Source organism: Sphingomonas oligoaromativorans, from assembly GCF_011762195.1.
Taxonomy (GTDB): domain Bacteria; phylum Pseudomonadota; class Alphaproteobacteria; order Sphingomonadales; family Sphingomonadaceae; genus Solisphingomonas; species Solisphingomonas oligoaromativorans.
On record NZ_JAASQK010000008.1, the window covers coordinates 151,654 to 172,789 of the forward strand.

22 protein-coding genes, 1 CRISPR repeat array and 1 riboswitch (1 of these 24 cut by a window edge) are annotated in these 21,136 nt (G+C 67.8%); of the genes, 15 read left to right on the plus strand and 7 right to left on the minus strand.

The genetic code is table 11. The annotated features are described in order from the left end of the window. Positions 1-2: 2 nt before the first annotated feature. The 7 genes from fliE (at position 3) to FHS98_RS15705 (ending at position 4,317) form a co-directional block, all read left to right on the plus strand. On the plus strand, positions 3-311 hold the full coding sequence (fliE, locus tag FHS98_RS15675; protein WP_167107235.1) for a flagellar hook-basal body complex protein FliE: 309 nt from the start codon (positions 3-5) through the stop codon (positions 309-311). Positions 312-316: 5 nt separating this feature from the next. Further along, a complete protein-coding gene (locus tag FHS98_RS15680) occupies positions 317-580 on the plus strand; it encodes a flagellar biosynthetic protein FliQ (RefSeq protein ID WP_167107238.1) in 264 nt (87 codons plus the stop codon). Positions 581-587: 7 nt separating this feature from the next. Further along, positions 588-1,343: a flagellar biosynthetic protein FliR gene (gene fliR / locus FHS98_RS15685; RefSeq protein ID WP_167107241.1), complete on the plus strand. Its 756-nt coding sequence runs from the start codon at positions 588-590 to the stop codon at positions 1,341-1,343. 1 nt (position 1,344) lies between these two features. Then, entirely contained in the window at positions 1,345-2,412 is a 1,068-nt protein-coding gene (gene flhB, locus FHS98_RS15690) for a flagellar biosynthesis protein FlhB (RefSeq protein WP_167107243.1), read from the plus strand. 68 nt (positions 2,413-2,480) lie between these two features. Further along, positions 2,481-3,596 carry a flagellar basal body P-ring protein FlgI gene (locus tag FHS98_RS15695; protein WP_167107246.1) on the plus strand — a complete coding sequence of 372 codons (1,116 nt, stop codon included), beginning with the start codon at positions 2,481-2,483 and terminating at the stop codon, positions 3,594-3,596. Continuing rightward, complete coding sequence (locus FHS98_RS15700; protein ID WP_167107249.1) at positions 3,596-3,898, plus strand: rod-binding protein; 303 nt, start codon at positions 3,596-3,598, stop codon at positions 3,896-3,898. Before FHS98_RS15695 ends, FHS98_RS15700 begins: the two co-directional genes overlap by 1 nt. Next, positions 3,895-4,317 carry a flagellar biosynthesis protein FlgN gene (locus tag FHS98_RS15705; RefSeq protein ID WP_167107252.1) on the plus strand — a complete coding sequence of 141 codons (423 nt, stop codon included), beginning with the start codon at positions 3,895-3,897 and terminating at the stop codon, positions 4,315-4,317. Before FHS98_RS15700 ends, FHS98_RS15705 begins: the two co-directional genes overlap by 4 nt. 30 nt (positions 4,318-4,347) lie before the next feature. On the opposite strand, the gene FHS98_RS15710 is transcribed toward FHS98_RS15705, so the two are convergent. Then, positions 4,348-5,106 (minus strand): EAL domain-containing protein, encoded by a 759-nt coding sequence (locus FHS98_RS15710; protein WP_341786080.1) that lies wholly within the window; start codon positions 5,104-5,106, stop codon positions 4,348-4,350. Positions 5,107-5,297: 191 nt separating this feature from the next. Further along, the gene (locus tag FHS98_RS15715; protein ID WP_341786081.1) at positions 5,298-6,383 is read right to left on the minus strand and encodes a helix-turn-helix domain-containing protein; all 1,086 of its coding nucleotides are present in this window, start codon (positions 6,381-6,383) and stop codon (positions 5,298-5,300) included. Positions 6,384-7,076: 693 nt separating this feature from the next. Then, a riboswitch (Fluoride riboswitch) is annotated at positions 7,077-7,149 on the plus strand. 23 nt (positions 7,150-7,172) lie between these two features. Here FHS98_RS15715 and FHS98_RS15720 point away from each other — a divergent pair. Genes FHS98_RS15720 through FHS98_RS15730 form a run of 3 tightly spaced genes read left to right on the plus strand, consistent with a single transcriptional unit; the run spans position 7,173 to position 9,779 of the window. After that, complete coding sequence (locus tag FHS98_RS15720) at positions 7,173-8,558, plus strand: chloride channel protein (protein WP_167107260.1); 1,386 nt, start codon at positions 7,173-7,175, stop codon at positions 8,556-8,558. Positions 8,559-8,566: 8 nt separating this feature from the next. Next, a complete protein-coding gene (gene crcB, locus FHS98_RS15725) occupies positions 8,567-8,965 on the plus strand; it encodes a fluoride efflux transporter CrcB (RefSeq protein ID WP_167107262.1) in 399 nt (132 codons plus the stop codon). A 1-nt stretch (position 8,966) separates the two neighbouring features. After that, positions 8,967-9,779: a universal stress protein gene (locus tag FHS98_RS15730; protein ID WP_208402304.1), complete on the plus strand. Its 813-nt coding sequence runs from the start codon at positions 8,967-8,969 to the stop codon at positions 9,777-9,779. 21 nt (positions 9,780-9,800) lie between these two features. Here the strand turns inward: FHS98_RS15730 and FHS98_RS15735 are convergent, their stop codons facing one another. From FHS98_RS15735 to FHS98_RS15745, 3 genes are read right to left on the minus strand one after another with little or no spacing between them, the layout of a single operon-like run. After that, positions 9,801-10,769 (minus strand): quinone oxidoreductase family protein, encoded by a 969-nt coding sequence (locus tag FHS98_RS15735; protein WP_167107265.1) that lies wholly within the window; start codon positions 10,767-10,769, stop codon positions 9,801-9,803. A gap of 54 nt (positions 10,770-10,823) precedes the next feature. After that, positions 10,824-11,390, minus strand: a complete 567-nt coding sequence (locus FHS98_RS15740) for a TetR/AcrR family transcriptional regulator (RefSeq protein WP_167107268.1) — start codon at positions 11,388-11,390, stop codon at positions 10,824-10,826. Between the two features lie 60 nt (positions 11,391-11,450). Continuing rightward, a complete protein-coding gene (locus FHS98_RS15745) occupies positions 11,451-12,209 on the minus strand; it encodes a class I SAM-dependent methyltransferase (RefSeq protein WP_167107271.1) in 759 nt (252 codons plus the stop codon). An 85-nt stretch (positions 12,210-12,294) separates the two neighbouring features. On the opposite strand from FHS98_RS15745, the gene FHS98_RS15750 reads away from it, so the two are divergent. Both FHS98_RS15750 and FHS98_RS15755 read left to right on the plus strand, forming a co-directional pair. Then, entirely contained in the window at positions 12,295-13,173 is an 879-nt protein-coding gene (locus tag FHS98_RS15750) for an AraC family transcriptional regulator (protein ID WP_167107274.1), read from the plus strand. A gap of 31 nt (positions 13,174-13,204) precedes the next feature. Continuing rightward, positions 13,205-13,792, plus strand: coding sequence for an arsenate-mycothiol transferase ArsC (locus tag FHS98_RS15755; protein ID WP_167107277.1), 588 nt, complete (start codon positions 13,205-13,207; stop codon positions 13,790-13,792). Here the strand turns inward: FHS98_RS15755 and FHS98_RS15760 are convergent. Both FHS98_RS15760 and FHS98_RS15765 read right to left on the minus strand, forming a co-directional pair. Continuing rightward, entirely contained in the window at positions 13,752-14,963 is a 1,212-nt protein-coding gene (locus FHS98_RS15760) for a carboxylate--amine ligase (RefSeq protein WP_167107280.1), read from the minus strand. The genes FHS98_RS15755 and FHS98_RS15760 overlap by 41 nt on opposite strands. Then, a complete protein-coding gene (locus FHS98_RS15765; RefSeq protein ID WP_167107283.1) occupies positions 14,960-15,940 on the minus strand; it encodes a polysaccharide deacetylase family protein in 981 nt (326 codons plus the stop codon). Before FHS98_RS15765 ends, FHS98_RS15760 begins: the two co-directional genes overlap by 4 nt. A gap of 360 nt (positions 15,941-16,300) precedes the next feature. Here FHS98_RS15765 and cas9 point away from each other — a divergent pair, with 360 nt between their 5' ends. From cas9 to cas2, 3 genes are read left to right on the plus strand one after another with little or no spacing between them, the layout of a single operon-like run. Then, on the plus strand, positions 16,301-19,630 hold the full coding sequence (gene cas9 / locus FHS98_RS15770) for a type II CRISPR RNA-guided endonuclease Cas9 (protein WP_167107285.1): 3,330 nt from the start codon (positions 16,301-16,303) through the stop codon (positions 19,628-19,630). An 11-nt stretch (positions 19,631-19,641) separates the two neighbouring features. Continuing rightward, positions 19,642-20,568, plus strand: a complete 927-nt coding sequence (gene cas1, locus FHS98_RS15775) for a type II CRISPR-associated endonuclease Cas1 (protein WP_167107287.1) — start codon at positions 19,642-19,644, stop codon at positions 20,566-20,568. Next, the gene (gene cas2, locus FHS98_RS15780) at positions 20,565-20,903 is read left to right on the plus strand and encodes a CRISPR-associated endonuclease Cas2 (RefSeq protein ID WP_341786082.1); all 339 of its coding nucleotides are present in this window, start codon (positions 20,565-20,567) and stop codon (positions 20,901-20,903) included. The genes cas1 and cas2 overlap by 4 nt, the downstream gene beginning before the upstream one ends. 74 nt (positions 20,904-20,977) lie before the next feature. Then, positions 20,978-21,136: a CRISPR direct-repeat array (repeat unit 36 nt; unit sequence AGGATAGCCGCTCAGAGATCGCGGTCCAGCGGCAAC); it runs 1,594 nt beyond the window's last position.

The window sequence follows — 21,136 nt, forward strand, 5'->3', positions numbered from 1 at the left end:
CCATGTCGATCAGCAGCCTCGACGCCGCCTCCGCCTATAATCGCGTGCTCAGCGCGGCGCCGGCCACCTCCTCCACGCCGGACGACGGCGCCGCCGCCAGCTTCGGCGGCATGGTCGAAAGCCTCGTCGGCGAAGCTTCGGGCTCGCTGCGCCAGGCCGAGACGGCGAGCGCGAAGCAGGTCGCCGGCAAGGGCGATCTGGTCGACGTCGTCACCGCGATCGGTGCGGCGGAGACGGCGCTCAACACCGTCGTCGCGGTGCGCGACCGGGTGGTGAGCGCCTACACCGAAATCATGCACATGCAGATCTGACGGCGATGGACGCCTTCCAGGCCGCCGAGTTCGCCAAGGCGTCGCTGGTGCTGACGCTCACGCTGGCCGGCCCGATGCTGCTCGCGTCGCTGGTGGTGGGCGTCGCCGTCGGCCTGTTCCAGGCGCTGACGCAGGTGCAGGAGAGCACGCTCACCTTCGTGCCCAAGATCGTCGCGATCGGGGTGGTGCTGCTGCTCTGCCTGCCGCTGATGGGGCACGCGCTTTCCACCTTCATGGCGCGCGTGGCCGACGCGATCATCGCGGGCTGAGCCAGCCGTGACGGACATCCCCTTCCACGCGACGGCCTTCCTCCTCCTGTTCGCGCGGGTGGGGGCGGTGGTGATGCTGCTGCCCGCTTTTTCGGACGATGGGATGCCGGGGCAGATCCGGCTGATGCTGGCGATCGGGATGACGATCGGTCTCTACGGCCTGCTCGAAGGCAAGGTGGCTACGGCCAGCGCCGACGAGGCGGGCCTCGCCGCCACCGTGATCGCGGAGATGCTGGTCGGCGTCGCGATGGGGATGATCGTCCGCATCCTGTTCAACGCCGCCGCCATGGCGGGCGGGCTCATCAGCGTGCAGGTTGGCCTCTCCTCCACGCTCATCGCCGATGCGTCGATGGGCGGGCAGGTGCCGCTGCTCGCCAAGTTCATCACGGTGGCCGCCACCGTCTCCTGCATGGCGATGGGCGTGCATCATCTCTGGATCGGGATGATCGTTCATTCCTATGATCTGTTCCCGGTCGGCCATCTGCCGCCGGGCGGCGACTTCGCCCAGCTCGCCATCCAGGCGACGACTCGTGCCACGGGGCTCGCGCTCGGCATGGCGGCGCCGCTGATCGTCTACGGCATTCTGTTCAACGTCGCGCTCGGCATTTCCGCGCGGGTGGCGCCGACGATCCAGATCTTCTTCATCGCCCAGCCGCTCAATATCCTGCTGGGGCTGACCCTGTTCGCGGGCACGCTGGGCGTCGCGCTCTCGGGCTTCAGCGAGGCGATGGCGGGCTTCATGCGTACCGGCTGGGCCTTCTGACATGGCCGACACCGATCAGGATCAGAAGACCGAGGAGCCCACCGCCAAGCGCCTCGAAGACGCGCGCAAACGTGGCGAGGTGCCGATCGCCAACGAAGTGCGTCACGCCACCATGTTCGTCGGCATGATGATCGTGGCGGGCGGCATGGGCGCGTGGACGCTGGCGCGGCTGGCCACGATGTTCGTGCGGCTGTGGGGCGGCGCGGACGATTACACGCTCGATCCCCTGGGCGCACAGGATCTCGCCACAGGCATCGCGCGGCAGTTCGCGCTCGCCGTGGCGCCGCTCGCCGCCGTGCTGTTGGGCTGCGCGCTTTCCACCATCTTCATCCAGGGCCGCCCGACGCTGAGCTGGTCCCGCCTCGCGCCCCGATGGTCGAAGCTGTCGCCGATGTCGGGGCTCGGCCGGCTGCTGGGCAAGCGCGCGCTGGTCGAGTTCGCCAAGACGCTCGCCAAGTTCCTGGCAATCGCGGTCGCCTCGATGCTGCTGCTGTGGCCGCGCGTGATCGCGCTGGACCAGATGATCGGCGCCGGCCCCGACATGATCGCCAGCGCGACCGCCGAACTCGCCTATCGCCTGCTCAAGACGGTCGGACTGATGGTGATCGCGCTCGCCCTCGCCGACTTCATCTACCAGCGTCGCGCCTTCCTGAACCGGATGCGGATGACCAAGCAGGAGGTGAAGGACGAGCACAAGCAGAACGAAGGCGATCCCAAGATCAAGGCCCGCATCCGCGCGATCCGCATGCAACGCGCCCGTCGCCGGATGATGGCGGCCGTTCCGGGCGCGAGCGTCGTCATCACCAACCCCACCCATTATGCGGTGGCGCTCCATTACGAGCATGGCGTCTCGGCCGCGCCCAAGGTGGTGGCCAAGGGCACCGACGTGGTGGCGCTCCGCATCCGCGAGGTCGCGACCGAGGCTGGCGTGCCGATCGTCGAGAGCCCGCCGCTCGCCCGCGCGCTCTTCGCCACGGTCGAGATCGATCACCCCATCCCCGTGGAGCACTACGCCGCCGTGGCCGAGGTCATCAGCTACGTCATGCGGCAGGCCCGTCGCTCCCGCTGATGGCCGCCCTCCTAAAATCCCCGCGCGGCTGCCCCGGCGGCGCTTCCCGTCATCCTATAAGGAATGTGATGCGACACTCCTCCGGCTTCCTCCTCGCCCTGACGGCGATGCTCGCGACGGCCGGCGGCAGCGCCGCGCTGGCGACGCCGACGTCGCGGATCAAGGATATCGTCAACATCGAGAATGTCCGGCCGAACCAGTTGGTCGGCTACGGGCTCGTCGTCGGTCTTCAGGGCACCGGGGACCGCACACGCAACATCCCCTTCACCGAAGAGACGATCCAGTCGATGCTGGAACGGATGGGCGTGAACATCCGTGGCGTGCGGATGCAGACGCAGAATGTCGCCGCCGTCTCGGTGATCGCGACACTGCCGCCCTTCGCGCGCTCAGGCAGCACGATCGACGTCCAGATCGGCGCGATGGGCGACGCGACCAGCCTTCAGGGCGGCACATTGCTCGTCACCTCGCTGCGCGGCCTCGACGGCGAGATCTATGCCGTGGCGCAGGGGCCGGTCGCCGTGTCGGGCTTCCGCGCGCAGGGGGCCGCCGCCACGGTGACGCGCGGCGTCTCCACCTCGGCGCGGATCGCCGGCGGCGCCATCGTCGAGCGCGAGGTGCCCTTTGCGCTCAAATCGGCGCGCACGCTCAAGCTCGCGCTCAAGAACCCGGATTTCACCACCGCCTATCGCATCGCCAGCGCGATCAACCAACGCATCGCGGGCGCCGCCGACGTGCTCGATCCCGCAACCGTGGAGCTGACGCCGCCGCCGGGCTTCGGATCGGTGGTCGATCTCGTCGCCCGCGTCGAGGATCTCTCGATCGACATCGACCAGCCCGCCCGCGTCGTCATCAACGAGGCGACCGGCACGGTGGTGATGGGCGCGGACGTGCGCGTCAGCCCGGTCGCCATCGCGCAGGGCGGGCTCACCATCAGCGTCACCGAGACGCCCGTCGCCTCGCAGCCGGGGCCGCTCTCCAACGGCACGACGCAGGTGCTGCCGCGCACGCGCATCGACGTCGACGACGGATCGGGCCGCTCGCTCGGGGTGTTGCAGGGGAGTACCTCGCTCGTCTCGCTGGTGTCCGGGCTCAACGCCTTCGGGGTTTCCCCCCGCGATCTCATCACCGTGCTTCAGGCGCTCCGCACCGCGGGCGCGCTCCAGGCCGACATCGAGGTGCAGTGATGGACGACATCGCCTCCGCCACTCCGCTGCCGGTGCGCCCCGCGCCGCAGATGCCGCCCGCCACCGGCCACGATCCGGGCGCCACCGCCCGCGCCTTCGAGAGCGTGTTCGCCGGCCAGATGGCCAAGATCATGATGGAAACGGTCCCCACCGACGGCGCCTTCTCCGGCGGCCATGGCGAGGAGATCTTCCGGGGGATGCTGGCCGAGCGGATGGGCGATGCGATCGCCCAGCATGGCGGCTTCGGTCTCGCCCCGGCGGTGATGGGCCAGATTATCAGGATGCAGGGAGGAAAGAAGTGATCGGCAACCTCATCGACGTGATCTCCTCGCTCACGCTGATCATGCAGGAGGAAACCGAGCGCCTTGCCAACCGGACGGGCGGGCGCGATCTCGCCGAACTCGCCACCGTGAAGGTGCGCCTCGTGGGAATGCTCGAGACCGCGCTCGCCCGCCTGGAGCGCGAGCAGGAGCATTGGGCCGACGCGATCGAGGAAGCCGTCCATGCGCGGCTGCTGGAAGCGCTCCTCGCGCTCGGTGAGGCGTCGGCCGCCAATGCCGCCGTGCTGGAGCGCCAGATCGATCTGTCGGTGGAGATGATCGGCGCGATCTCGACCGAGGCGAAGCGCATCGCCGGGCGTTCCACCACCACCTACGGCGCGCGCGGCGACATCTCGTCGTTCGACGCGCCCGTCCCGATCGCGGTCAATTCCGAATATTGAGGAAGGCCGGCGGCCCACCCCGGCGGACCGTCAGCGGGCGCCGAGGCGCTTGAGGCCGCGCGTGGCGATCAATCGCGCGGCGGCGGACGCCGGCATCGGCCGGCCGAACAGGAAACCCTGCGCACGATCGAAGCCCATGCCCTGCAACCCGGCGAACTGCTCCTCGGTCTCGATCCCCTCGATGACCGTGCTCATGCCGAGGCTGCGGGCCAGATCCACGACCGTTCGGATGATCGTCCGCCCATTCTCGCTGTCCAGGGCGACGAGGAAGGAGCGATCGACCTTCAGGCCATCGAACGGCAGGTGGTGCAGGGACAGCAGGCTCGCGCTGCCGGAACCGAAATCGTCCAGCACCACCTTGATCCCCGCCTCGCGCAGCGTCGTCACCACGCGGCGCGCCATCGCCATGTCCGCCACCGGCCGGCTCTCGGTCAGCTCGACGGTCAGCCGATGCGGCTCGATCCCGCCTTCATGCAGGCGCCGCAGCAGGCGGAGCGGAAGATCCGCATCCTGAAGCTGCACCGGGGAGACATTGATCGAGAAACGCAGGTGCTGCGGCCAGGCGCGCGCATCGTCGACGGCTGAAGCCAGCAGCGCATCGCTGAGATCGCCGATATAGCCCTTGTCCTCGGCAAGCGGAATGAAGCTGTCCGGCCCGAGCAGGCCCCGGCGCGGATGCGCCCAGCGCGCCAGACATTCGAAGCCCAGAAGCTCGCCGGTCGGGAAATCGACGACGGGCTGGTAGAAGGGCTGGAACTCCCGGCCGTCGATGCCGGAGCGCAGGTCCACGGCGCCGTCCGCGGCGCGTACCGCGAACCCTGCGGAAAGATCGGGCGCGCCGCCCGCGTTCCGCGCCGATCCGATTGGCCGCAAGACCGCATCACGCCGCATATCATGTTCCCGGCTGCCCAAGGGTATGGGAACATTATAGACGATATTGGTCAGGCAACTCGTTACGCCCCTGAAAAGCGGCGGGCGCCTCAATCCAGCAGGACGCCGATCACCGTGCCGACATCGGCCGGATCGATCATGTCCAGTTCCACCTCGCGATCGGGATGCGTGCTGTATCCGATCATCCGGCCCTGACGATCCGCCGTCACGATCAGCAGGCGCAGCTCGTCGGCCTCGCGCACCGCCGCGATCCCGCCGGGAGATGGAAAGCGATCGGGATCGACCACCACGATGCCATGCGCGGGAAGCCCCGGCCCCAGCGTCGGCCGGCAGACGCGCAGCCCGTATGCGCGCGGCCCCGCGCTGCGCGGCGCCTCCACCACCTGCCCGGTGGGCACGCGATCGATCAGCCCGTCCAGCAGCGGCGCGCCGAATACAGGCACCAGCCGCACCATCGCGACATCGGACGCCTGGATCGCGTCGACCACGGAGGCCATGGCAGACGGCGCATCGGGCGCGGCCACCGGCACCATGCGCCTGGGCTGGGCGGCCAGCCTCGCGCCGGCCGGAGCGGACGCGCCACCCGCCAGTTCCTCACGCAGCGCCGCGACCTTGCCGCGCGTCTTGCCGATGCGGACGGACGGGCTGGCGATCAGCGCGATGTGGGCATCGAGAACCCCGCTCGCCCGCACCTGCTCGACATGGGCGCGCAGCGCCTGCACGCTGGGCACGCCGAGCAGGGCGCAGACCGCGCGGACCGTCTGCGCGTTCCAGCGGTCGAACGTCTTGTAGGCATTCTCCAGCCGGGACAGGATGACCGGCGCGATCCCGTAATTGCGCTCGATCGCCGCGATCGACAGCGCTCCGTCCCCTTCCCGCCGATGACGGAGCGCGGCGGCCAGCGTGACGGCGAACCAATCCTCCTCCAGATCGCGGGCCGACCAGTCCTGAAGGTCCGCCGCCCATTCCGCGATGTCGAAATCCGATGCCTCGACGTCCACCAGCAACTGTTCCGGCGCGACCTCGAGCGCGGCGGCGATCCGGCGCAGTTCGTCGGCGCGCGCGATCACCTCTCCCCGCTCGATCTTGGAGAGGCGGACATAGGGGATGTCGGGGATCAACGCGGAGAGCGCGAGCAGCCGGGGGAAACCCCGCTGCCGCCGCAGATCCCGCACGGCATTGGGGAACACGATCGACCGGTAGCGATCGATACTGCTCTCGTCCCGTTGTTTCGAATCCGGCGCTTCACGAAAATTCCGGGAAGGAGACTTTTCCATATTGGATAACGCGCCTCAGCCATCAGCGAAGCCGCCATTTTTGGCCGCTCCATGTTTCATAAGCACGCGTTTTCGGCACAAGTCAACATTCTGGAATAGCGGATTAATATGAAAATTTGTCCTATATAGAGACAGGAATTTTGCTCTCCGCCGAACCCGTAACCGGGTTTAACGCAAGTGCCGCGACACGGTTCCGAAACAAATTCGGCCGCGATGCTCCGGCCGTCTCACGGCACGCCGGCCGCGCCTCGGATGCGCGCTTTCGTCCATAGCCGCCGGCTTCGCTTCCGGGACGTTTTCAGGAACCGGGGCGTCGCCCGGCCACCCGACGAGGCCCCTAATAATCCACATTGTTTATCGCCCGGATTTCCGGGATTTTTCTGCATTTTTCCGATTTATTTCGGCACGAAACATATCCAGCGACGGCGCCGGCCGTGAATGGCCTTCGGAACGCATCGATGCGCCGCGCCGGGTTCCGCCCTGAACGAGCGCGATCCGGCGTGAAGCGTCGCGGATCGTGGCGCAGTTCCTGCGCTGTTATGGCACGCCCGCTGTCGCCCTCGATTGACGCGACGGCGCATCTTCCCTAATTCCGCCCTCGGCAATGGATTCTGCCAGGTCTTCGGGCCGAACCGCCATCAGGGCTGATGACTCCTACTTTTTGCAGGCGTTCTGCAAGGAGGAGTCGTGCGCGCTACGTTTCGCAATCTGTTCGATGCCCTGAATCTCGCGGCCTTTGTCCGCACCCAGCATCATCATGCCTCGTCCGTCCTGCGCTGGACGATGGTCCTCGCGCCGATGTCGGTCGCGGTCGGAACATTGTGCGCGGCCTTCCTGTGGAGCCTCGACGCCGCCACCCATGCGCGCTTCGATCATCCCTGGCTGCTCTTCCTGCTGCCGATCGGCGGCGGCGCGGTGGGCTGGCTCTATCATCGCCTCGGCAAGTCGGTGGAGGGCGGCAACAACCTGATCGTCGAGCAGATCCACGAGCCCGGCGGCGGCGTGCCGCTGCGCATGGCGCCGCTGATCTTCCTCGGCACCGTCGTCACCCATCTGTTCGGCGGATCGGCCGGACGCGAGGGCACTGCGGTGCAGCTCGGCGGCAGCCTCGCCAGCGCCACCGCGCGGCTGTTCCGGCTCGATGCGCCGAGCGTCCGCATCCTGCTGATGGCGGGCATCGCGGCCGGTTTCGGCGCGGTGTTCGGCACGCCGCTGGCGGGCGCGGTGTTCGCGCTGGAGGTGCTGACGGTCGGGCGCATGGAATATGCGGCGCTGCTGCCCTGCCTCGTCGCCGCGCTGGTGGGGGACTGGACCTGTCACGCCTGGGGCATCCGCCACCCGATCTACCCGATCCATACCCCGCTGGAGAGCGCCGCCGCGACGTTGCTCGCCGGGCCGCTGCTGTGGGCCAAGAGCGCGGCGGCGGGCATCGCCTTCGGGCTGGCCGGGCTCGCCTTCGCGGAGGCCAACCATGCGCTCGGCGGCTGGCTGAAGCGTGTCGTCCCCTATGGCCCGGCGCGGCCGGTGATCGGCGGGCTGGCGGTGATCGCGCTGGTCTATGCGCTCGGCACGCGGGCCTATCTGGGGCTCGGCGTGTGGAGCGCCATTCCGGGCGATCCGACGCTCCTCGGTTTCTTCGGCCCGAGCGTCGATCCGTGGAGCTGGGCGCTCAAGATGCTGTTCACGGTCGTGACGCTGAGCGCGGGCTTCAAGGGCGGCGAGGTGACGCCGCTCTTCTTCATCGGGGCGGCGCTGGGCAATGCGCTGGCCGGCCTGCTCCATGCGCCGGTGGACCTGTTCGCCGGGCTCGGCTTCGTCGCGGTCTTCGCGGGCGCGGCCAACACGCCACTCGCCTGCACGATCATGGGCGTCGAGCTGTTCGGCGGCGCCTATGCCGTGCCGATGGCGGTGGCCTGCTTCGTCTCCTATCTCTGCTCGGGCCATAGCGGCATCTATCTGTCGCAACGGATCGCCGTGCCGAAGCGCCGCGGGCGCGCCCTTCCCCCCGGCAGCACCCTTCGCGACGCCCGTGCTCCCACCAAGGAGCCGGCGGCCACCCGACATCCGGCCTGAGCCGCACGATGCCGACCTCCGTCTGGATCGCCGCCGGCGGAGCGATCGGCACCCTGCTGCGCTATGGGATCAACCTCGTCATCACGGCTTGGCTGGGCGAGGCGATGCCGTGGGGCACGATCGCCATCAACGTCAGCGGCTCCTTCCTGATCGGCCTGTTCGCCGCCCTCACCGAGCCCGGCGGGCGGTGGATGCTGTCTCCCGATATCCGCCTCTTCGTGCTGGTCGGGGTCTGTGGCGGCTATACGACCTTCTCCTCGTTCAGCCTCCAGACGCTCGCGCTGATCCAGGCCGGCGAACCCGGCCGGGCTGTCGCCAACATCCTGGTTTCGGTGATAGTCTGCCTTCTCGCCGTGTGGCTCGGATATGTCGCGCCGGCGTTCCTCTTCCCGGGAGGGAGGAATTGACATGAAGCTGCTCGCCATCCTCGTCGGCGCGAAGAGCACGCCCGCCTGCCTCGACGCGGCGCGCACCGCCGCGCATTCCCTGCCCCATGCGGAGATCGCGGCCCTGCATGTCGTGGTCGATCCCGAGACCATGATCGCGGCCAGCGAGGAAATCGAACTCCAGCGCCTGCGCGCGGGGAAGGAAGGCTCCGCCAGGCAGCGTGCCGACGCGACCCATGCCGCCTTCGCGCAATGGCGCTCGGAGAATGGCAGCCCGGATATGCGGTGGACGTCCATTCCCGGCGCCGAGGAGGAGATCGTCTGCAACGAGGCGAAAGCCGCCGACGTGATCGTTCTCGTCCTCGCACGGGAGGTCAATCTCGATAGCGGGGATGCCCTCCACGCCGCGATCTTCCGCTCCGGCAAGCCGGCGCTGATCGTGCCGCCCGGCTGGCGCAGCGGCGAACGCCCCTGCTTCGCGCACGTCGCCGTCGCCCTCAGCAACAGCGAGGCGACACGCCACGCCATCGAAGGCGCCGGCCCGTGGCTGAGGGCCGCGACGCGGCTGACCGCGATCCGCGTCGGCGAGGAGGGCGATGCCGCGCCATGCCTCTCGCATCTCCTCTCCGAAACCGGGATCGAGCCGGCCCTGCACATCGTCCCCCGCAGCGGACCGGACCTCGGCGCCCAGATCGTGGCGGAAGCCAGGGCGGTGGGCGCGGACCTTCTGGTCGCCGGCGCCTATCGCCACTCGCAGATCGTGGAGTGGCTGCTCGGCGGCACCACCCGCCATCTGCTCGCGGCGGCCGACCTCCCCATCCTGCTCGCGCATTAGGGGAGACCGCGCCCCGCGCCCTCAGGGGAACAGCAGCAGCTTGCCGGTGGTCGCGCGGCTTTCCATGTCGCGATGCGCCTGCGCGGCCTCCGCGAGCGGATATTCCCCGCCGATCCGCACCTTGAGCTTGCCGCCGATGATCCAGTCGAAGAGCTGCGCGGTGCGGGCGCGCAGCAATTCCGGCGTGGAGATATGATCGAAAAAGACCGCGTAGCCGATCTTGATGCTCCTCGGCAGGCTCATGATGTCGAGCGGGCCGGGGCCGCCCAGAACGGGGCCGTACCAGCAGAAGGTGCCCGATCGCCGCACTATGTCGAGCGAGCCCTGGAAGGTCGCGGGGCCGGAGCCGTCATAGACGACATGCACGCCCTCGCCGCCGGACAGGCGCAGGGCCTCGTCCGCGAACCGGCCTTCGGCATCCACGATCACATGGTCCGCGCCCGCCTCTTTCGCGATGGCCGCCTTGTCGCTCGACGAGACCCGACCGATGACATGGCCGCCGCGCAGCTTGATGATCTGGGTGAGCAGCAGCCCGACCCCGCCCGCCGCGGCATGGACGAAGGCGATGTCGCCGGGCTGCACCGGATAGAAGTCGGTTGCGAAATGGCTGGCGGTGAGGCCCTGCATCATGATCGCCGCGGCGGTCCGGTCGTCGATGGCATCGGGCACGGGGACGAGCGTGCTCGCCGGGATCACGACCTTCCCGGCATAGCTTCCGGGCGCATAGACCCAGGCGACGCGCTGGCCGGGCCGGAAGCCCTCGACACCGGCGCCTGTCGCCAGCACGCGCCCGACTCCTTCCACGCCGAGGATCTTCGGATCGGGCATCTCGCGCCAAGCCATCCCCTGCCGGACGCCGACGTCCATGAAATTGACCCCCGCGACGGCGATCTCGACCAGCACTTCGCCGACGCCGGGCACCGGCTCCGGCCGATCGACATAGGCCAGCATACCGGCGTCGCCGATTCCGTTCATCACGACAGCTTTCATGTTCTCACCTCAGAATTGAACGATCATTCCATAATTGAACAAATAAAAAGGCACCTATCGCAAGGCCCGAAGCGCCAGATCGGCGAGGCCGGCGAGCGCCGCCGGGCCTGCGCCGCCGCGCGCGGCCACGCGGATTCCGACGAAGCTCGCGATCAGGAATTCGGCGATCGCCTGCCGGTCGAGCCCCGGCGGGATATCGCCCTCGGCCTGGGCTTCGCGGACGCGATCGGCCACGGCGGCGCGAATGGCGTGGGCAAGCGGCGCGCGCTCCTCGACGAGATCCGGCCGCGCGGTGCCGAACTCGCAGATCGAGCTGGTGCCGAGACAGGGCTGGCCCGCCGTGGCGACCACCCGCCGCAGCATCGCCTCGATGCCGTCGATCGCCCGCGGTCCGCTGCGCAACGCCTCGATATGGGCGGCACGCTCCGCCTCGCCATAACGGCGGACGGCGGACCGATAGAGCTGCCATTTGTCGCCGAACGAATTGTAGAGGCTTTGCCGCCCGATCCCCATCGCATCGACGAGCATCTGCGCGGACGTGCCCTCGAAGCCATGCTCCCGAAACACCCCGATCGCCGAATCGAGGGCAGCGTCAGCATCGAATTCCCGAGGTCTCGCCATGCCCCGCTTCTATGCGATCGGGAACGATCGTTCAAGAATTAAATCGGCGCCTTTCGTCGATCATATTTCCCAGGCGACGATCGACACGGGGAAATGGAAGCGGATGCCGTCCGGCGCGTGCCAGGCGCCTACCCCGATCCTGTCCGCGCCGCTCGCGATGTCGGCGTCGAACATGGCGGCCAGCCGGGGCATGTCCTCCACGTCCGCCAGCGTGTCGAGGCGGGCTTCCAGCCGATAGCCGTCGATCACCATCTCCCGCAGCCCGGCCTCGCGCCCGATCTGCCGGAGCTGGTCGAGGGTGAGCGCGCTGGTGTGGGACGGATCGCGCAGCCGCTCCATGATGTCATAGGCCTGCTGCGTCTCGGCCGACGGCGTGGCGTCGATCACCACGATGCGCCCATCGGCCCGGCAGACGCGCTTCATCTCCGCGAGCGTCGCGGCGGGATCGGGCATGTGGTGGAAACTGTAGCGCGTGGTCACCCGATCGAAGGCACCGTCCCCGAAAGGCAAGGCGGTGGCATCGCCGACATGCCAGGCCAGATGGGCGAGCCTCGCCTCCGCCTGGCGCAGACGGGCCTGATCGATCATCGCGGGCGTGATGTCGATGCCGGTGACGGAACGGACATGCCCGGCCAGCGCGCAGGCCAGAATGCCAGGGCCGCACGCGACATCGAGCACATCGAGATCGGGCTTGAGCGCGCAGGCCGCGAGGGTGCGGGCCAATGCGCCGGCTTCGGCATGGATCGGCAGCTCCGCAAAGGGTTTCGCCCAGCGGGTGAACTGGGCGACGATACGCTCGTCATGCGCGCTCAAGGTCATGATGTGCTCCTCCTGAGCGACGGGGATAGCGGTTTGCCCCATGACCGGCTAACGACGATCGGCCAATGATCGATGGATATCGGCCATGAAGTCACTGACCGACGCAGAAACGCGGGACGTCTTGCAATCCTATGGCCTCGACAGGCCGACGGGGATCGGCTTCGCTTTCCTGGATAGCGCACGCGACACCTTCTACGATTGGCATTCGCACGCCTATCACCAGCTCATCTACGCCATCGACGGCCCGACGCAGATCGAAACCGCGCGCGGCCGTCACATCCTGCCGATCGGGCGCGCGGCCTGGATTCCGGCGGACACACAGCACCGGACGCTGATTTCCGGGGCCGAGGGGGTATCGCTCTATTTCTCGCCGGAGGTCGTGGCGGACGCGACGGGGCGCGTGCGCATCCTCGTGGCGAGCCGGCTGATGCGGGAGATGATCCTCCACGCCGCGCGCTGGCCGCTCGGCGCGAGCGAGAGCGATCCGCTCGCCGCCAGCTTCCTGCGGACGCTGGCCCTCCTGTGCGGCGAATGGCTGGACACCGAGCTGCCGCTGTTCCTGCCCGGCGCCGGCCATCCGTCGATCCTGCGCGCGATGGACCATGCCACCGCCCATCTCGCCACAGCGACGCAAGCCGATGCCGTGGCGGCGGCGGCCATGTCCGAACGATCGTTCCGCCGTCTGTTCGAAAGAGAGACGGGCATGGGCTGGCAGAGCTGGCTCACGCAGGCGCGCATCCTGACGGCGATGGGATTGTTGAGCGAGGGCGGGCGCGTCACCGACGTCGCGGCGGATGTCGGCTACACATCGCTCAGCGCCTTCGCCAAGGCCTTCGCGAAACTCGCGGGGGAGGCCCCGGCGCAGTTCCGGGCACGCCAGCAAAGCTCGAAAGCCGCCCGCCAGGAGAGCGCCGGAATGGGACTGTTTCGCCACGGTCATCCTCGACCGCCGCTCAAGCCGTGATAAGCGTCCGGCCATGGACACTGGCCGACCGATGATCGAACCCGCTCACCATTCCTCCCCGATCCGCACGCGCTACGGCACGGCTCGGGGGCTGGTGCGGCTCCTGCTGTCCCACCTTCAGGTCGCGGGGCGCCTGTCGCATATCGTCATGCCCGAGCCGGGATCGGTCCGGCGCTTCGTGTTCGTGTGTCAGGGCAATATCTGCCGAAGCGCGTTCGCCGATCAGATGACGCGCGATCGGGGCTTCGACAGCATCTCGTTCGGCCTGTCGACATCGGCGGACGGGCCGGCCCATCCGCCGGCGGCGCAGGCGGCCGCCCGTCTCGGCGTGGACCTGTCTGCGCACCGGACCCGGCGGGTGGAGGATTATGTTCCCCGGCCCGGCGATTTCCTGCTGGCGATGGAGGTGCGCCAGCTTGCACGTCTCGCCGGGAACGAGCGGCTCCGCCACCTGCCCCGATCGCTGCTTGGGCGCTGGGCCAGCCCGGCAAGGCCGCATCTGCACGATCCGTTCGGCCTGGACGCCGCTTATATGGACACCTGCTTCCGATCGATCGAAACGGCGGTGGCCGAACTCGTCAGGCGCTACCCCGCCGCACGGCTTTCGCAAGGACGTTGAGCAGGTCGCGCAGGAAGGGCGCGGGATCGCGCAGGCTCATCACATAATAGCGGGTGCGGGGATCGATGAACCCCAGCCCATAGGACAGGATGTCCGCGAGCGGGCGAGGCGCGAACATCGGATCGGCGATGGCCGACCGGCCCAACAGGACGCGCAGCAGGCGCCGGGTTTCCGGGATCATGTAACGGGCGCGGAGGCCATCGCGGGGAGATGCGGCCGGGCGATGATCCTCCAGCACCGCGCGGCGATAGGCCTCCCAGGCGAAATGCGCACCGCAATGCCACGCCAGCGGCAGGCTGCCCCAGAACCTTCCATTGATTTCCATCAGCCAATAGCGGCCGGTCCGGGCATCGAAGCGATATTCGACCATCGCCGTGCCCTGCCAGCCGGCCGCCCGCAGCAGCGCGATCGACTTCTCCATCTGGTCCCGATGGCGATCGAGCGGCTCCGCGGCGCAATAGGTCGAGACACCGCCCTCCGGCGGCCATTCGTGCAGCCGGCGATGCTGGAACCGCAGCGTCGGCTCGCCATCGGCCATATGGATCATCTGCCCCAGCCCGATGCCGGGGCAATAGCTCTGGATCAAAGGCCAGCAACCAAGCGGGCGATAGCGATCGAGCAACGCCAACAGGCCGCCTTTATCGAGGACGAACTCCGCTTTCTCGAATTCGAGCCCATGCGCTGCGAGCCTGGGCAGGATGGCCGTCGGATCGGCCCATTTCGCCACGATCGGGTAGTCCAATCCACCGGCGCGCGCCATGAAATCGTCGCCATCGGCCGGCTGCCAGCTTTGCGGCGTATCGATCCCCAGGGCCGCCGCGCGCCGCAACGTCTCGCGCTTGTCGAGCACGAGGCGCAGGGCCGCGGCCCGTGGCGTCAATATTGCGCATCCCCCGATCCGCTGCGGCAGGTCGGCCAGCGCCGCGAGATCGCTCTCCGAGATCGCCAGCACCGCCGCCGCGCCCGTCGCCTCGATTATCTCCGGCAACCATTGCCCGATGGGCCGCTGCGGCCGCTCGGAAAAGCCGGTGCAATAGCGCGAGGCCCGGCCGATCGACGAGGCCTTGCCGATGCCATGCACCGGCACGCCGTGCGAACCCAAATCCCGGATCACGGCCAGCCCGATCGGAGAATCCACGCCCAGCACGATCGCCAGCGGATGATGGCTCATCCGGGCAGCAGCCGGCGCTCATAGCGCCAGGTTCCGATCAACTGGTCCGCGAACCGCAGGCCGGTCCGCAGCAGATTGGCGGGCAGGCGCTCCTGTTTGCGATCCCCGTCCAGCAGCTCGCCCGGATCGAGATCCGCGAAGCCGCTCGCCCGGAGCGAGGGATGGTCCGCGATGGCCCGGCACAGGCTGTCGAACCGGGCCATGACCGAACGGTTCGGCCGCTGCCGATCCCGCGACAGCATCTCGAAGCTGTGGGTGACGATCATGAAGGCCGGCTGTTTCGTCTCCGCGGCATGAGAAAGCGCGGCACGCATCTCCATGCCCGACGCGGCGCAGATCTGGGCCGGCCTGAAGTGACGGGGCCGATCGAAAAATCCCGACACGGGCAACAGGAAAACCCCCTCCTTCTCAACCGCGCCGATCTGCCCCTGAGCCACCGAAACGCGGCAGTCACCGCCGAGATAGGCCGGATTGACGCTGGTGTCCCACGCGATCCCGAGCGCGGCGAGCGCCCGCAGGCTGTTGTCGTCGGCACCGTAATTGCCCGCCCGGAAGGCGATGGGCCGTGGCGCCCCGGCGCGGACGAGAATGTCCCGTGCGAGGCCGAGCAACCGCACCTGATCGTCGAGATCGAAATCCCCGATGTTGCGGCCCGAACGGCCAGCCACGGGCGACGCGTTCGCCCATTGCAGCCATTCGGTGTGGATGTGCAATTGAACCTCGTGGCCGCGGGCGAGGATCGGGCCGACGATATCGGCGATCACCTGTTCGCCATGGACCAGCGCCGGCATGGGATCGACGAAGAACACGCCCTTGAGCCCGTGCTGCTCGAGGCGATCCATCTGCCAGCCGACGCCGAAATCGCCCGCCGGGCATCGCCCCAGGATCGAACTCTCGAAATTCTCGCGGATGCCCTGCCCCCGCGCCTGCCCTCCCGCCGACAATTCCGTGTCCACAGAGATCAGCACATGGGTCATCGCCGGGGCTTCTCGCAGAATTGTTTTAACGTAGGGATAAGCATGGCACAGCATCGTTGCCGGTGCCTGTCTGTCGCGCACCGCGCCATCATCTCGGGCAGCCGGCCTTTCCGCTTCGAGTGCCATCGATCGATGGCCATAAAAAAGGCGGCGCCGTGGCGCCGCCCTTATCTGGTGCAGACTAGCTGCTTGTTAGCCGCCAGAACCGCGATCTCTGAGGCGCCGATGATATCCACCTGGAGCCCGTGGTCAAGGGATCGGGGGCCATGGCTTCGCTTTTATTGCGCCAGCGATGGAACCAATCCTGCTTGATCCAGCAGAGATTTCCTGATGCTGTCGCCCCGTTGGGGGAGTGTTTGCATGACGTGGCGTTTGGGGTTGGATCTCGGCACGAATTCGCTGGGATGGGCAGCGTTGCGGCTGGATGAGGCGGATCAGCCCTGTGGCATCATCGCCGCCGGATCGCGGATATTCAGCGATGGACGCGATCCCAAGTCCGGCGCGTCGCTGGCGGTCGACCGGCGCGATGCCCGCGCGATGCGGCGGCGGCGCGATCGCTTCCAGCAGCGCCAGCGGGCCTTGCTCGACTATCTGGTCAAGGATGGCCTCTTCCCCGCCGATCCGGCCGAACGCAAGGCACTGGCCGCGCTCGATCCCTATGCGCTGCGCGCTCGCGCGCTGGACGAGCCGCTGAGCCTTGCCGAAATCGGCCGCGCGATCTTCCATCTCAATCAGCGGCGCGGTTTCCAGTCCAACCGCAAGGCCGATCGCGGCAAGGACGAGGATGCCGGCAAGATCGCCATCGGCATCGACCGGCTGCGCGACGCGATCGACGCCGCCGGCGCGCGGACGTTCGGCGAGTTTCTCCATCTGCGCCGGGCCGGTGCCGAAAGCGCCAACGCCATTCCCTCCGTCCGCACGCGCCTGCGCCCCGAGACCGGAGAGGGCGCCAAGGGCGACGGTTATGACTTCTATCCGGGGCGCGAACTCATCAAGGCGGAGTTCGATGCGATCTGGGACGCGCAGGCCCCTCATCACCCCACGGCGCTGACCGGCGACGTCTACGGGCATCTTTATGAGATCGTCTTCCATCAGCGGCCGTTGCGAACGCCAAAGGTCGGCAAATGTTCGTTGCCTCCTCACATGGAGGAACGGCTGCCCAAGGCCCATCCTCTCTTCCAGCGCCGCCGGCTGCTGGAGGAGTTGAACGCGCTGATGATCGTCCGGCCCGGCGAGACCGCCGAACGGCTGACGCCCGAGCAGCGCGATCTTCTGCTGTTGAAGCTCAAGGACAAGCGCAAGGTCGGCTTTGAAAGCCTGCGCAAGACGCTGAAGCTCGATCCCGCCGCACGCTTCAACAAGGAGAGCGAGCATCGCACCGAGCTGAAGGGCGACGAAGTGGCGGCCGAGATGTCCACCAAGGCCCGGTTCGCCACGCTCTGGTGCCACCTGTCCATCGATCGGCAATGGGAGGTGATCCGGCGCTTGCAGGCCCTCGAAAGCAAGGAGGACGAGGCTCGCTTCTGCGCATGGCTGGCCGAAGCTCACGCCCTGTCGGAAGAGCAGGCCAAGGCCGTCATGGGCGCGCGCCTGCCGCACGGCCATGGCCGCTTCGGCCCGACCGCGACGGCCGCGCTGATCGAGGCTCTCACCACGGGCCGCACGCCCCAAGGCCGAGGCCCCACCGCCCCGCCGATCGCGCCGGACCGCGTGGTCGTCTATAGCGAGGCGGCCGCTCTCGCCGGCTATCATCACAGCGACCATCGCACCGGCGAGATTTTCGAGGACGGAGATGGGCGCCCCGCCCTCCCTTATTATGCCGTGCCGCTCGAACGGCACATCATGCCGGGCACGGCCGATCCCGACGAGAGGGATGAGGCACTGCGGCTCGGGCGCCTCACCAATCCCACCGTGCATATCGGGCTCAATCAGCTCCGCCGCGTCGTCAACCGGCTGATCCGGGCTTATGGCCCCCCGGCCGAGATCGCGCTGGAACTGGCGCGTGACCTCAAGCTCTCCGACGACGAGAAGAAGCGTCGCAATCAGGAGAATAGCCGGAACCGCCTCGATGCCGAGAAGCGCTCGGAAAAGCTCGAAGCGATCGGCCAGCGCGACAGCGGCGCCAATCGCGCCCTGCTCAAATTGTGGGAGGAACTCAATCCCGGCAACGTGCTCGATCGGCGCTGCGTCTATACCGGCACGCAGATCTCCATGGAGATGCTGTTTTCGGGCGCGGTCGAGGTGGATCACATCCTGCCCTTCGACGCGACGCTGGACGATTCCAACGCCAACAAGATTCTCTGCCTGCGCGAAGCCAATCGCGAGAAGCGCAAGCGCTCGCCCTTCGAGGCCTGGGGACATACCGACCGGTGGGAGGAGATCGCCGAGCGGGCCTCCCGCCTGCCGCGCGGCAAACGCTGGCGCTTCGAGCCCGATGCGATGCAGCGCTTCGCCGAGGAGGGCGGCTTCCTCGCGCGCCATCTGGTCGACACCCAATATCTCGGCCGCCTCGCGCGCGACTATCTCGCGGCGCTCTATCCGGGAACGGGGGAAGGGAGCAGCCCGGTCTGGGTGTCGCCCGGCCGCCTGACCGAAATGGTCCGCCGCAAGCTCGGGCTCAACACGCTCCTGCCCGATCATAATTTCGGCGGCGGCGCGGATCAGCCGAAGAACCGGCTCGATCACCGGCACCATGCCATCGACGCGGCGGTGATCGCCATCCTCGATCGCGGAATGCTCAACCGTATCGCGCGCGAATCCGGGCAAGGCGCAAGCGATGCCGACCTGCTCAGGATCATCGTGCCCGAACCCTGGCCCGGCTTCCGCGACGATCTCAAACGCACCGTCGACGCCATCGTGGTCGCGCATCGGCCGGATCATGGCACCGTCTCCAAGGCCGGGCTCAAGCGCGGCCGTGACCAGACCGCCGCCCGCCTCCACAACGACACAGCCTATGGCCTGACCGGCGAGACGGATGAAAAGGGCAACAGCCTCGTCGTCCATCGCGTACCGCTCGCCTCGCTCAAGAAAGCGGCGGATATCGACAAGGTGCGCGATCTCGCGCTGCGCACAGCGCTGGCCGACTTCACCGCCGGTTCCGAGGGCAAGGCCTTCGAGGCCCGGATCGCGAAGTTCCCGGAATTGGGGCCGCTCGACTATCGCGGCATCCGGCGGGTGCGTATCATCGAGCCGCTGTCCGTCATCCCGATCCGCGACGCCACGGGCCGCGCGTACAAGGGCTATAAGGGCGACTCCAATTATCGCTATGACGTGTGGGAGCTGCCGGACGGGAAATGGCAGGCCAGCGTCATCTCGATGTTCGACGCGCATCGGCTTGAGGCGCAGCCCCGCCCACACCCCGCCGCGCGTAAAGTGCTGAGCCTCCAGCAGAGCGACCTCCTCGCCCTGGAAGCGGAAGGAGCCGCGCGCCGACTGATGCGTGTCGTGAAGTTCGGCCAGAACGGCCAGATCGTGTTGGCCGAACATCAAGAATCCGGCGATCTTAAACGCCGTGACGCGACGTCCAATGACGAAGACCCATTCAAATATATCGCGCCGACGGCGGGCGGCCTGAAAAAGGCGCGTGCCCGGCAGGTCCGCGTCGACGAGCTCGGTCGCGTGCTGGACCCCGGCTTTCCCGCCCGAAAGTCGCGGCGGATCACAAAACCCCGGCGGATCGCGGCGGAGTAGGCGGCGCGGCGATGGAGCGGATCGTCGACATCGCCACGGACGGTCGTCACCTTGCCGCGCATCGCGGTTTCCTGATCGTCTCGGAAGGGCGCGAGGAGATCGGCCGCGTGCCGCTCGACGACGTCGCCGCGGTGATCGTCCATGCCCACGGCATCACCTGGTCCACCAACCTGATGGTGGCACTTGCCGAGCGCGGCGCGCTGATGCTGCTGTGCGGCCCCAATCACCAGCCCGCCGCCGTCTGCCTCCCGATCGACGGCCATCATGCCCAGAATGGCCGGATGCGCGCCCAGTGGGAAGCCGGGCGCCCGCTCTCCAAACAGCTTTGGCGGGCGCTCGTCGTGGCCAAGATCCGCTGGCAGGGAGCCGTGCTGGAAGCCAATGGCCGCACCGCCGGCGCCTTCGATCTGCTCGCGCGCAAGGTCGGCTCCGGCGATCCCGACAATGTCGAGGCACAGGCCGCCCGCCGCTATTGGGGGCTGCTGATGGGCGAGGATTTCCGGCGTGATCGGGAGGCCGGCGGCGCCAATGCGCTGCTCAACTATGGCTATGCGGTGATGCGGGCGATGTGCGCCCGCGCGGTGGTGGCGGCGGGGCTGCATCCCTCAATCGGTGTCCATCATGCCAACCGGGGCAATCCCTTCGCGTTGGCAGACGATCTCATCGAGCCGTTCCGGCCGCTGGTGGATGCGCTCACCGTTCGGCTCGGTGCCGTCGGCGTGGCGACCGTGACGCCCGAGGCCAAGCGCGCTTATGCCGGCCTGATCGCGCTGGATCTGCCGGGCATGGGTGGCGTCACCACCACCGTATCGCTGGCAGCGACACGCGCCGCGCAGAGCCTTGCGAAGAGCTTCCAGACGGGCAAGGCCGCCGATCTCGTTCTCCCCCAGCCCCCATCGGCGCTCGAGCTGGCCGGGCTCGACGCGCTGCTGCGGTGAGTGCGACCCAGCTTAGCGGCTATCGGCTGATGTGGATCTTCGTCATGTTCGACTTGCCCGTCGCCACCAAGGCCGAGGCACGCGCCGCTACGAAGTTCCGCGAATATCTGCTCGATGAGGGTTTCGAGAAAAGCCAGTTCTCGATCTATGCTCGATTCTGCAACGGAAAGGAGCAATTCGAAGCCTATATGCGACGAATCGAGGCACATCTTCCCGAAAAGGGAGAAATTCACATCCTGAGCTTCACGGACAGGCAATATGAGAATATCATTCGCTATGCCGGCCAGCGGAAGCGCAAGCCACGCAGGAATCCAGATCAACTGGCCCTGTTTTAAGGGAACCCACCAGTGATTCGCGAAAATGGATCGTCATCTATTTCCTGTGAAAACAGAGAGATAGCTGACGATCCAGGATAGCCGCTCAGAGATCGCGGTCCAGCGGCAACGAAGCCGCCGCAGTGCGCTTGACCACGATGAGGATAGCCGCTCAGAGATCGCGGTCCAGCGGCAACTGGCAATACGATGTCATGCCGTGCCTCGAAAGGATAGCCGCTCAGAGATCGCGGTCC

Bases quoted from the DNA above. Each gene is read 5' to 3' on its own strand.
- fliE (WP_167107235.1), top strand. From the start codon at position 3: ATGTCGATCAGCAGCCTCGACGCCGCCTCCGCCTATAATCGCGTGCTC.
- FHS98_RS15680 (WP_167107238.1), top strand. From the start codon at position 317: ATGGACGCCTTCCAGGCCGCCGAGTTCGCCAAGGCGTCGCTGGTGCTG.
- flhB (WP_167107243.1), top strand. From the start codon at position 1,345: ATGGCCGACACCGATCAGGATCAGAAGACCGAGGAGCCCACCGCCAAG.
- FHS98_RS15695 (WP_167107246.1), top strand. From the start codon at position 2,481: ATGCGACACTCCTCCGGCTTCCTCCTCGCCCTGACGGCGATGCTCGCG.
- FHS98_RS15700 (WP_167107249.1), top strand. From the start codon at position 3,596: ATGGACGACATCGCCTCCGCCACTCCGCTGCCGGTGCGCCCCGCGCCG.
- crcB (WP_167107262.1), top strand. From the start codon at position 8,567: ATGCCGACCTCCGTCTGGATCGCCGCCGGCGGAGCGATCGGCACCCTG.
- FHS98_RS15730 (WP_208402304.1), top strand. From the start codon at position 8,967: ATGAAGCTGCTCGCCATCCTCGTCGGCGCGAAGAGCACGCCCGCCTGC.
- FHS98_RS15735 (WP_167107265.1), bottom strand. From the start codon at position 10,769: ATGAAAGCTGTCGTGATGAACGGAATCGGCGACGCCGGTATGCTGGCC.
- FHS98_RS15740 (WP_167107268.1), bottom strand. From the start codon at position 11,390: ATGGCGAGACCTCGGGAATTCGATGCTGACGCTGCCCTCGATTCGGCG.
- FHS98_RS15745 (WP_167107271.1), bottom strand. From the start codon at position 12,209: ATGACCTTGAGCGCGCATGACGAGCGTATCGTCGCCCAGTTCACCCGC.
- FHS98_RS15750 (WP_167107274.1), top strand. From the start codon at position 12,295: ATGAAGTCACTGACCGACGCAGAAACGCGGGACGTCTTGCAATCCTAT.
- FHS98_RS15755 (WP_167107277.1), top strand. From the start codon at position 13,205: ATGATCGAACCCGCTCACCATTCCTCCCCGATCCGCACGCGCTACGGC.
- FHS98_RS15760 (WP_167107280.1), bottom strand. From the start codon at position 14,963: ATGAGCCATCATCCGCTGGCGATCGTGCTGGGCGTGGATTCTCCGATC.
- FHS98_RS15765 (WP_167107283.1), bottom strand. From the start codon at position 15,940: ATGACCCATGTGCTGATCTCTGTGGACACGGAATTGTCGGCGGGAGGG.
- cas9 (WP_167107285.1), top strand. From the start codon at position 16,301: ATGACGTGGCGTTTGGGGTTGGATCTCGGCACGAATTCGCTGGGATGG.
- cas1 (WP_167107287.1), top strand. From the start codon at position 19,642: ATGGAGCGGATCGTCGACATCGCCACGGACGGTCGTCACCTTGCCGCG.